Consider the following 8930-nt stretch of genomic DNA (forward strand, 5'->3'; position numbering starts at 1 on the left):
CGCCCTGCGGCATGAGAATACCGGCGCCGTGCGCGGAACGCGGGCGCGGCTGTCCACAGACCGCGCAGATCGGGAGACCCCGCAGATCGGCCGGGATCAGGCCCGCCGCCCCTTGGCCGCGACGTTGTCGACCCCCAGGGCCGACAGCGCCCCGCGCACGATCCCCTCGGCGTCCAGCCCTGCCTGGGCGTACATGGCGTCGGGCTTGTCGTGGTCCTGGAAGAGGTCGGGCAGGGTCAGGGTGCGTACCCTCAGGCCGCGGTCCAGCGCCCCGTGCTCGGCCAGGGCGTGCAGCACGAAGGCGCCGAAGCCCCCGACCGAGCCTTCCTCCACCGTCACCAGCGCCTCGTGCTCGCGGGCCAGCCGCAGGATCAGGTCGATGTCCAGCGGCTTGGCGAAGCGGGCGTCGGCCACCGTCGCCGAGAGCCCGCGCGCGGCCAGCATGTCGGCCGCCTTGAGCGACTCGGCCAGTCGCGTCCCCAGCGACAGGATGGCCACCGCGGTCCCCTCGCGCACCACGCGGCCCCTGCCGATCTCGAAGGGCGCCGCCAGGGTCGGGATCTGGACGCCGACGCCCTCGCCGCGCGGATACCGGAACGCCGAGGGCCGGTCGTCGATCGCCACGGCCGTCGCGACCGCCTGGGCCAGCTCCGCCTCGTCGGCCGGAGCCATCAGCACCATGCCCGGCAGGGCGCCCAGGTATCCGATATCGAACGAACCCGCATGCGTGGCGCCGTCCGCGCCCACCAGCCCCGCGCGGTCGACGGCGAACCGGACCGGCAGGCCCTGGATCGCCACGTCGTGGACCACCTGGTCGTAGCCGCGCTGGAGGAAGGTGGAATAGAGCGCGCAGAACGGCTTCATGCCGTCGGCGGCCAGGCCCGCGGCGAACGTCACCGCATGCTGCTCGGCGATGCCGACGTCGAAGGTCCGCTCTGGGAACGTCTCGCCGAACAGGTCCAGGCCTGTGCCCGACGGCATGGCCGCGGTGATCGCCACGATCTTCGGATCGCGTTCGGCGTGCTTGATCAGCTCCTGGGCGAAGACCTTCGTGTACTGCGGCGCCCCGCCCTGGCTCTTGGCCTGCTGGCCCGTCACCACGTCGAACTTGACCACGCCGTGGTACTTGTCGGCCGCGTTCTCGGCCGGGGCGTAGCCCTTGCCCTTGTGGGTCACCACATGGACCAGCACCGGCTTGTCGTCGATCCGGCGGGCGTTCTGCAGGACGTGGACCAGGGCGTCCATGTCGTGCCCGTCGATGGGGCCCACGTAGTAGAAGCCCAGTTCCTCGAAGAAGGTGCCGCCCGTCACCATGCCGCGAGCGTATTCCTCGGCCTTGCGGGCGGCCTCGCGCATCGGCCGCGGGAACGCCTTGGCCATCGACTTGCCCAGGTTGCGCAGGCTCTGATAGCCGCCGCCCGAGACCAGCCGGGCGAAATAGGCGCTCATCCCGCCCACCGGCGGGGCGATCGACATGTCGTTGTCGTTCAGGATGACGGTGAGCTGCTTGGTGGCCCCGGCGTTGTTCATCGCCTCGTAGGCCATGCCGGCGCTCATCGAGCCGTCGCCGATGACGGCCACCACCTTGTTGTCCCGGCCCTCGGCGTCTCGCGCGGCGGCGAAGCCCAGGGCGGCGCTGATCGACGTGGCGGCGTGGGCCGCGCCGAAGGGGTCGTAGTCGCTCTCGGACCGCTTGGTGAAGCCCGACAGCCCGCCGCCCTGGCGCAGGGTGCGGATGCGGTCGCGCCGGCCGGTCAGGATCTTGTGCGGATAGGCCTGGTGGCCCACGTCCCAGATCAGGATGTCCTTCGGCGTCTCGTAGACGTGGTGCAGCGCCACCGTCAGCTCGACAACGCCCAGGCCGGCGCCCAGGTGGCCGCCCGTCTGCGACACAGCGTCGATCGTCTCGGCCCGCAGTTCGTCGGCGAGTTGCCGGAGTTGGGGGATCGTGAAGTCGCGGGTGTCGGCGGGCGACGCAACGGTGTCGAGCAGGGGCGTGACGGGCGGCAACGCGGCGGAATCCTCGGACTGGCGCGCTTCGGGCGGGTGCGCTGCGGGCGGGATCGACGCCGGCTCGCCGCGGGAAGGCGCGAACGATCTAGTGTCGGCGCTCTAGCACGAAATCGACGCTGTCCCGCAGGAATTCGGCCCGCGGGCCAAACGGATCCAGGTGAGATTTCGTCTGGGTCTTGAGCAGGCCCAGACGCTCGCGGGCCGCCTCGACACCCAGGAGCGTCACGAAGGTGGTCTTCCCCGCCGCGGCGTCCTTTCCGGCCGCCTTGCCCATCGCCGCGGCGTCGCCCTCGGCGTCCAGCAGATCGTCCACGATCTGGTAGGCCAGTCCCAGGTCGTGGGCGAAGGCCAGCAGGGCGTGGCGCTCGGCTTCCTGCGCATGGGCCATCACCAGCGGCAATTCGAACGCGCAGGCGATCAGGGCGCCGGTCTTCAGCCGCTGCATCCGGGCCACCCCGCCCAGGTCCTCGCGCACGCCCAGCATGTCGATCATCTGACCGCCCACCATGCCCCGCGCGCCCGCGGCTCCGGCCAGGCGCGCCACCAGTTCGGCGCGGACGGCGCCGTCGGGATGGGTGTCGGGATGCGCGAGGATCTCGAACGCCGCCGCCTGCAGGGCGTCGCCCGCCAGCACGGCCGTCATCTCGTCGTAGGCCACGTGCACGGTGGGATGGCCCCGGCGCATGTCGTCGTCGTCCATGCACGGCAGGTCGTCGTGCACCAGGCTGTAGGCCTGGATGCACTCCAGCGCGCAGGCGGCGCGCAGCACGTAGGTTTCGTCCACCCCGAGCATCCGCCCGGTCTCGAGGGCGAAGTAGGTGCGCAGGCGCTTGCCCGGCCCCAGGGCCGCGTAGCGCATGGCCTCGGTCAGCCGGCTCTCGGGCCCGTCGGCGCGCGGCAACAGTTCGTCCAGCGCGACCGTGACGAGGTCGGCCGCCTCTTCGACGCGACGCGGAAGGTCCGTCATCCGAACTCCGCGGGCTCGGCCGCGATGGCGCCGCCGGCGCGCTGCACGATCTGCTCGACGCGCAGCCGCGCGGCCTCCAGCCGGCCCTCGCAGTGCGCCTTGAGCGCCGCACCCCGCTCGTACATGCGGATGGAATCCTCGAGCGGCGCCTGACCCGATTCCAGGCGCGCCACGATCTGCTCCAGTTCGGAGAGCGCCTGCTCGAAGGACATGGCGGCGATGTCGGCGGGCTCGGACATGCCGTCTCTCTAGCCGTCCGCCGGAGCGGAATCCACCGACATGTCCGCGGAGACAATCCGGAGATATCCCAAAGATATCCCGGAGATCAGTCCCGCTCGAAGCGGCGCATGGACCAGTATTTGTAGCCCTCGCTCTCAGCCAGCCGCCAGCCACGGCGCTTCAGCGCGCGCCCGACCAGATGGTTGAAGAAGCCGTGCGCCAGCACCACGACGTTTCCGCCGCCGGCCGCCAGCCCGATCAGCAGCGCGGCCGCCCGGTCGGCGCGGGCCTCGGCTTCGGCGCGGGTCTCCTGCCCCTCGTGGTGGTCGAAATACCACCACCACAGCCGCGCGACGAAGCCCCAGATCCGCGGCGACAGCCTGATCCATGACGGGAAATTCGGCGGCGGCAGCGGCGCCTCGATCAGGACGTCGTGGTGGTCGAACGCCTGCGCCCCCACCAGGGTCCTCGCGCTCTCGATGGCGCGCAGGCGCGTGGACGACACGATCACCCCGCATTCCGCCACGAACCGGCGCAGCCGATCGGGCGGCGCCTGTCCCGGGACGATTCCGCCCACCTCGTAGCGGGCCCAGAACTCGCGGTAGCCGGCGGCCGTCAGCCGCACCTTGCGCGACAGCGCCGGCTCACCGTGCCGGGCGAGGATGATCGCGCCCGGGCTCGCGTCGGCGTCGCCGTGGGGCCGCGTCGTCAGACCGCTGTCCATCGCTTCCGAGAACGCACCCGCGCTTCGTCCTTCAACCTTCACCCAGCGCCCGGACGTGGGCCAGGGCCGAACGACCCAGGGCCTCGAGGTCGTATCCGCCCTCGAGCGACGACACAACCCGGCCCTTGGCGTGGCGGTCGGCCACCGAGGCTATGGCGCGGGTCGCCCAGGCGAAATCTTCGGCCTCCAGGCTCTGCCCGCCCCCGCCCACAGGGTCGCGACGATGGGCGTCGAAGCCCGCCGAGACCAGAATCAGGTCGGGGGCGAAGGCGTCCACCCGGTCCATGAGCCGTTCGAAGGCCGCGCGCCACACCCCGACCGGCGCGCCCTCGGGCGAGACGGCGTTGACGATGTTGTCCGGAACCGCCTCGGATGGATGCCCGGTGCCGGGCCACATGGGCCACGACTGGATCGAGGCGAAGAACAGGCCCGCGCGCCCGCCCAGGGCGGACTGGGTGCCGTTGCCGTGGTGGATGTCGAAGTCCACCACGGCCACACGCTCGAACCCCTCGGCGCGGGCCACATGGGCCGCGACGGCCACATTGGAATAGATGCAGAAGCCCATGGAGGCCCCCGGCTCGGCATGATGCCCCGGCGGCCGCACGGCGCAGAACGCGCGCCCGGCCCGCCCGGCGGCCACGTCGCGCACCGCCTGGACGACCGCGCCCGCCGCGCGCCGCGCGGCGGTCAGGCTACCCGGCGACAGGCTGGTGTCGGGGTCCAGATGCGCCCGCCCCTCCCGAGGGGCCAATCGGGCGATCTCGGCCAGATAGGCGGCATCGTGCACGCGCAGGAGATCCGCCTCGTCGACCAGGGGCGCCTGGTGCGGCGAAAGGTCCAGGCCCGCATCCTCCAGGCTGTCCAGCACGGCGGCCAGCCGCTCGGGTCGCTCGGGATGGCGCTCGCCCGGGCGGTGGTCGAACATGTCGGCTTGGGTGTAGAGCGCAACGGCCATGGCCCACCTTACTCCAAACCCGGCGCCCGCCGCACGTCCGGCCGTGGGCGACGCCGTGATCCGCCGCGCGGGAGAGGCCGACGCCGCCGTCCTGGCCGAACTCGGCGCGCGCACCTTTCGCGAGACCTTCGCCCATCTCTATCCGCCCGACGACCTGGCCGCCTTCCTGGCGGAAGCCTACGACCTGGAGCGCACCCGGCTCGATCTCGTCGATCCCGCCCGAGCCGCCTGGATCGTGGAGCGGGATCGCCAGGCGATAGGCTACGCCCAGGCCGGTCCCTGCGGCCTGCCCCACCCCGCGGTGACACCCGCCTGCGGCGAGCTGAAGCGAATCTATTTCCTGAAGGGCGCCCAGGGGGGCGGCCTCGGCGGGCGCCTCTTCACCGAGGCGATGGGATGGCTCCAGTCAGCCGGCCCCCGGACGGTGTGGATCGGGGTCTGGTCCGAGAACTTCGGCGCCCGGCGATTCTATGAACGCCACGGTTTCCGGAAGGTCGGCGAGTACGGCTTCCATGTGGGCGCGACGGTGGACCTCGAGTTCATCCTGAGGCGGTCCGCGGAGAGTTTTGCCCGGCCGGGGGCGCATCCGGGGCGCGATGGACACAATCCCGCCTGAATCGCCGCGACGAACGGTCGATCATTGCCGAGATTTAACGCGCGCACGTCTTGGCGAAGGCCGGGCCATTTGGGACCCTCCCGTCATTCGGCGTACGTATTCGAACGGACGGGGGAATGTTGCGGATCGGCTACGTTCGGCTTCGGGATCCGACGGCCCAGGAAGACACGGCGCTTCTGAAGGCGGCGGGCTGCCAGGTGGTCCGCGCCGAGGAGCCGGGCGCCGAAGGGCGCACGCTCGACACCATCCTCGACTTCATCGGCGCGGGCGATCAGCTCGTGGTGCGCCGCCTGGATCGCCTGGGCCTGACCGGTCGGGGGCTGCTCGAAGCCATCGAACGGCTCGACGCCCGCGCCGCCAGCCTGTTCGTCGTCGAGCCCGAACTGTCGAGCGTCGGCGCTTCGGGAAAGGCCCTGAGAGCGGTCGTCGCGGCCGTGGCCGACCTGGAGCCAGCGACGCGGCGGCGACGTCAGGCCGCCGCCCACGAGATCTTCGCCCTCCAGCGCGCCGGCGTCGGCCCCGTCGAGATCGCGCGACGCCTGGGCGTCTCGCGCATGACCGTCTGGCGCAAGCTCAAGGCCGTGGAGGCGGCGGGCGCCTGACGCGCCTCACCGCCGCCGCGCCTGCACGAAATCCACGAAGGCCCGCAGCGGCGAGGGCATGGTCCGCCGGCTGGGATAGTAGAGGTAGGGGCCGGGAAAGGTCTCCGACCAGTCGGCCAGCACCTCCACCAATGCGCCGGACTCCAGGTGGGGCCGGGCATAGCCGTCGAACAGGGGGGCGAATCCGGCGCCGTCGATCGCGGCGCGCAGAAGCATGTGGATATTGCCGCTGACGAGCCGGGCCGGCGGCGTGATCTGCAGCGCCTCGCCGTCGCGCTCGAACTCCCAGGCCGGCTCGGCGCCGCTGGGAAAGCGGACCCGCAGGCACGGCCGGTCCATGAGGTCGCGGGGATGCCGCGGCGCGCCGACGCGGGCGATCAGCGAGGGCGCGGCGGCGACCACGAACCGCTGCGGCGGGCCGAGCGAGACGGCGACCATGTCCTGCGCCAGGCTTTCGCCCCAGCGGACGCCCGCGTCATAGCCGCCGGCCACGATGTCGACGAAGCGGGTCTCGCTGGTGACCTCCAGGCGGACCGCCGGGTAGGCGGCGAGGAAGTCGGCGACCATCGGCGCCAGCACCAGCTCGACGGCCGGCTCGGGCGCATTGATGCGCAGGGCGCCCTGCGGCTCGGCCTGAGCGGCGCGGGCCGCGGCGACGGCCTCGCCGATCTCGAACAGCGCCGGCTGCAGGCGCTCCAGCAGGGCCGCGCCGGCGTCGGTCAGGGCCACGCTGCGCGTGGTGCGGTTCAGCAGGCGCACGCCCATGCGGGCTTCCAGCTCGCGGACGGCATGGCTCAGCGTCGACGCCGAGACGCCCCGCTCGATGGCGGCCCGGCGGAAGTTGCGGTGGCGGGCAACGGCGGCGAAGCCGTCGAGCGCGTAGAGGTCCGGCCGATCCATTGTTCTTTTTTCCGTACAGTCCGTGCGGGACAATGCCGATTATCGCGCGGAATGTGCAGCCCTAGATTGGCGCTGCGAACGACGGAGACCCGCCATGCAGACCCGCAGACTTGGAAGAACCGGCCCCGAAGTGTCCGCCCTCGGCCTCGGCGCCATGGGCATGTCCGACATGTACGGCGACGCCGACCGGGCCGAGAGCCTGGCCACCCTCGACGCGGCGGTCGAGGCCGGGATCACGCTGATCGACACCGGCGACTTCTACGGCATGGGCCACAACGAGATGCTGATCGGCGAGGCCCTGAAACGCCACGACCGCGACCGGCTGGTGCTCAGCGTGAAGTTCGGCGCCCAGCGCGGGCCCGACGGCGGCTGGCTGGGCTACGACGCGCGCCCCTCGGCGGTGAAGACCGCGCTAGCCTATACCCTCCGTCGCCTGGGCGTGGACCACATCGACATCTATCGCCCGGCCCGCCTCGACCCGAATGTGCCCATCGAGGACACCATCGGCGCCATCGCCGAGATGGTCCAGGCCGGCTACGTCCGCCACGTCGGCCTGTCGGAAGTCGGGCCCGAGACCATCCGCCGGGCCGCCGCGGTCCATCCGATCTGCGACCTCCAGATCGAGTATTCCCTGCTCTCGCGGGGGATCGAGGACGCCATTCTGCCCACCGTCCGCGAGCTGGGCGTCGCGATCACCGCCTATGGCGTCCTCTCGCGCGGCCTGATCAGCGGTCACGCGCCGGCGCTGGGCGCGGGCCGCGACTTCCGCGCCGCGAGCCCGCGCTTCCAGGGCGAGAACCTGAAGCGGAACCTGGAACTGGCCGAGGCGCTGCGCGCGGCGGCCGAGGCCGCCGGCCTGACGCCGGCCCAGGCCGCCATCGCCTGGGTCGCGGCCCAGGGCGACGACATCGTCCCGCTGGTCGGCGCGCGGCGGCGCGAACGCCTGGCGGAGGCGCTGGGGGCGATGGAGGCCCCGCTCGAGCCCGCCACGGTCCGCGCACTCGAGACAGCCGTCCCTAAGGGCGCCGCGGCGGGCGAACGCTATCCCGCCGCCCAGATGGGGATGCTGGACAGCGAGCGAAGGTAGCGGGCGCAGGCTTAGGCCACGGGCTCCGCCTCGCCCGGCGCGTCGCCGTCCAGTTCGCGATGCGTGAACCACCGGACGTCGGAGAAGCGGGGATCCGCGCCGAGTTCCCGCGAGCATCCCCGCAGGAGGTCGACATAGGCTTCCGGTATGCGGCCGAGCAGCCTGTCGATCGACGACGGGTTCTTGAACGTGAGGTAATAGTCGTCGACCAGGTTCAGCCAGGCGCCGAAGTTCCGGCTCCCCTTGCTGACCCCCATCTCCCACACGAAGTCGCTCTCGGGGTCGGGACCGTCGACATCGAAGCCCAAGGTCCGGAAGATCTCCTCCAAAGCATCCGCCACGCTCTTTCCCGGCGGCTGCACGAACCCCGAGCCGTCCTCGGTTTCGATGATGTCCTTGGGGAGGGTCGATCGGAAGCGGACGATGTGCCTGACGATCATCGGCGATCCTCCCCGCCTACCCAATCACTGAACGTCCCGCCGACGAGGGTCGGGCCGAGAATGGCCTTGGTATAGGACGAGGTCCCGTAGTTGATCTGATCGAGCGGGCCGTACCTCGTCCAGCCCAGATCCTTGGCGCTCGAGCTTCCCCCGCCATGGCGCGCCGGTATCGCGCCGCCATGAAAATGGCCGGCGGCGCCATTTCGGTTGCGGTAGAGATCACGCATCGAGACGCCCTCTTCGCGGATTTTCTGAAGGCGCTCTCCAGAACCCACCTGGGATCGTGACACCTCTGCGCCGCAATCTCGACCATTGCAGAAAGAAGGCCGAAGTTCAAGAACAAGCAGGGAACATTCAGACGGCCGATCGCCCGTCGCAGGAGTCCGCGCCCTCCATAGCCGTCGCCG

11 protein-coding genes are annotated in these 8930 nt (G+C 71.4%); 3 read left to right on the forward strand and 8 right to left on the reverse strand.

The features are described from left to right. Positions 1 to 96 precede the first annotated feature (96 nt). The 5 genes from dxs to WG212_RS14675 form a co-directional block, all read right to left on the reverse strand. Entirely contained in the window at positions 97 to 2010 is a 1914-nt protein-coding gene (dxs, locus tag WG212_RS14655; RefSeq protein ID WP_337187852.1) for a 1-deoxy-D-xylulose-5-phosphate synthase, read from the reverse strand. An 88-nt stretch (positions 2011 to 2098) separates the two neighbouring features. After that, the gene (locus WG212_RS14660) at positions 2099 to 2980 is read right to left on the reverse strand and encodes a polyprenyl synthetase family protein (RefSeq protein ID WP_337187853.1); all 882 of its coding nucleotides are present in this window, start codon (positions 2978 to 2980) and stop codon (positions 2099 to 2101) included. Beyond that, positions 2977 to 3219: an exodeoxyribonuclease VII small subunit gene (locus WG212_RS14665; protein WP_293376022.1), complete on the reverse strand. Its 243-nt coding sequence runs from the start codon at positions 3217 to 3219 to the stop codon at positions 2977 to 2979. Before WG212_RS14665 ends, WG212_RS14660 begins: the two co-directional genes overlap by 4 nt. Positions 3220 to 3305: 86 nt before the next feature. Next, a complete protein-coding gene (locus tag WG212_RS14670; RefSeq protein WP_337187854.1) occupies positions 3306 to 3923 on the reverse strand; it encodes a histidine phosphatase family protein in 618 nt (205 codons plus the stop codon). A 31-nt stretch (positions 3924 to 3954) separates the two neighbouring features. Beyond that, entirely contained in the window at positions 3955 to 4878 is a 924-nt protein-coding gene (locus WG212_RS14675) for a histone deacetylase family protein (protein ID WP_337187855.1), read from the reverse strand. Here WG212_RS14675 and WG212_RS14680 point away from each other — a divergent pair. Continuing rightward, positions 4877 to 5494, forward strand: a complete 618-nt coding sequence (locus tag WG212_RS14680; RefSeq protein ID WP_337187856.1) for a GNAT family N-acetyltransferase — start codon at positions 4877 to 4879, stop codon at positions 5492 to 5494. The two genes, WG212_RS14675 and WG212_RS14680, sit on opposite strands and share 2 nt — an antisense overlap. Positions 5495 to 5610: 116 nt before the next feature. After that, positions 5611 to 6096 (forward strand): recombinase family protein, encoded by a 486-nt coding sequence (locus WG212_RS14685; RefSeq protein WP_337187857.1) that lies wholly within the window; start codon positions 5611 to 5613, stop codon positions 6094 to 6096. 6 nt (positions 6097 to 6102) lie between these two features. Here WG212_RS14685 and WG212_RS14690 read toward each other — a convergent pair whose 3' ends face one another. Beyond that, complete coding sequence (locus WG212_RS14690; RefSeq protein WP_337187858.1) at positions 6103 to 6996, reverse strand: LysR family transcriptional regulator; 894 nt, start codon at positions 6994 to 6996, stop codon at positions 6103 to 6105. A 94-nt stretch (positions 6997 to 7090) separates the two neighbouring features. Between WG212_RS14690 and WG212_RS14695 the strand changes: the two genes are divergently transcribed. Beyond that, positions 7091 to 8083, forward strand: coding sequence for an aldo/keto reductase (locus WG212_RS14695; RefSeq protein WP_337187859.1), 993 nt, complete (start codon positions 7091 to 7093; stop codon positions 8081 to 8083). A gap of 11 nt (positions 8084 to 8094) precedes the next feature. On the opposite strand, the gene WG212_RS14700 is transcribed toward WG212_RS14695, so the two are convergent. Then, positions 8095 to 8523, reverse strand: a complete 429-nt coding sequence (locus WG212_RS14700; RefSeq protein ID WP_337187860.1) for a hypothetical protein — start codon at positions 8521 to 8523, stop codon at positions 8095 to 8097. After that, a complete protein-coding gene (locus WG212_RS14705) occupies positions 8520 to 8750 on the reverse strand; it encodes a hypothetical protein (protein ID WP_337187861.1) in 231 nt (76 codons plus the stop codon). The genes WG212_RS14700 and WG212_RS14705 overlap by 4 nt, the downstream gene beginning before the upstream one ends. Positions 8751 to 8930 lie beyond the last annotated feature (180 nt).

It is taken from the genome of Phenylobacterium sp., from assembly GCF_037189685.1.
In the GTDB taxonomy this organism is placed as follows: Bacteria; Pseudomonadota; Alphaproteobacteria; order Caulobacterales; family Caulobacteraceae; genus Phenylobacterium.